The following is a 1199-nucleotide window of genomic DNA, read 5'->3' as shown; positions in this document are numbered from 1 at the left end:
GGGGTAATCCTCCCCAAAACTAAGGGGATGCGGAAGTAGAATTTTCTCAGCAAGATGACTGAGGAGATTCTGATGAAGATGACGAGATTTAGCGAACCACAGATCCTTGCGATCCTGCGCCAGGGCGAAGGTGGCGTGCCGGTTGCCGAGCTGTGCCGGGAACACGGCATGAGCACGGCGTCCTTCTATAAGTGGCGCGCGAAGTATGGCGGTATGGATGCGTCTATGATCAGCCAGATGAAGAGCCTGGAGGATGAGAACCGCCGGCTGAAACGCATGTTTGCAGATCTGAGCATGCAGGCCGATCTGCTGAAGGAGGCCCTTGGAAAAAAGTGACGCGGCCATCTCAGCGTCGCGAGATGGCCGCCAAGGCAGTGGAACACCGAGGGGTCAGCATCGCGCTGGCCTGCCGGGCGTTTGGCGTCAGCGAGACGTGCTATCGCTACAGCCCATTGCTCAGCGATGAGAATGAGCTGATCGCTGACCTGCTGGTCGGCCTGACGGATGCCCGCAAGACATGGGGCTTTGGTCTGTGCTTTTTACACCTGCGCAATGTGAAGGGGCATCCCTGGAACCACAAAAGGATCTATCGGATCTACTGTGCCTTGGAGCTGAACCTGCGGATCAAACCACGCAAGCGATTGAAGCGGGACGTGCCGGACGCCCTGGCCGTGCCTGAGGCTCCTAATATGACCTGGTCGATGGATTTTATGGCAGATCGGCTTGAGGACGGTCGTGCCTTCCGGCTGCTGAACGTGCTGGACGACTTCAACCGGGAAGGCTTGGGCATAGAGGTGGACTTTTCGCTGCCGGCCGAGCGGGTCATCCGGAGCCTCAACAACATCATCGAATGGCGGGGCAAGCCCAAGACCATACGTGTGGACAACGGCCCGGAATATATCAGTCACGCGCTGTCGGATTGGGCTGAAGAGCACGGCATCGCCTTGGCGCACATCCAGCCGGGTCAGCCGCAACAGAACGCCTACATTGAGCGCTACAATCGCACGGTCAGGCACGAATGGCTGGACCAATACATCATCAAGAGCATCGAGGAGGCCCAACACTTTGCCACACAGTGGTTATGGACATACAACAACGACCGCCCGAATATGGGCATCGGCGGCATTACCCCTGCAATGAAACTGAAAATGGCTGCGTAAGTTCTACGACCACGTCCCGTTAAAAACGGGAGGATTACC

The 1199-nt window shown here is 57.3% G+C and carries 1 protein-coding gene; it reads left to right on the top strand.

What is annotated here, in order from left to right; all coding sequences use genetic code 11:
* The first annotated feature begins 72 nt into the window (after window positions 1-72).
* Window positions 73-1160 (top strand): IS3 family transposase gene (locus FQ320_RS25270; RefSeq protein ID WP_148476005.1). Its coding sequence is split into 2 segments (ribosomal slippage): window positions 73-334 and window positions 334-1160, totalling 1089 coding nucleotides; the frame shifts between segments, so codons are not numbered across the junction.
* Window positions 1161-1199 lie beyond the last annotated feature (39 nt).

The sequence above is a fragment of the Oceaniovalibus sp. ACAM 378 genome (assembly GCF_008085915.1).
Taxonomy (GTDB): Bacteria; Pseudomonadota; Alphaproteobacteria; order Rhodobacterales; family Rhodobacteraceae; genus Oceaniglobus.
The sequence above is the reverse complement of the archived record's forward strand: the minus strand, read 5'-3'. Positions and strand labels throughout refer to the sequence as shown.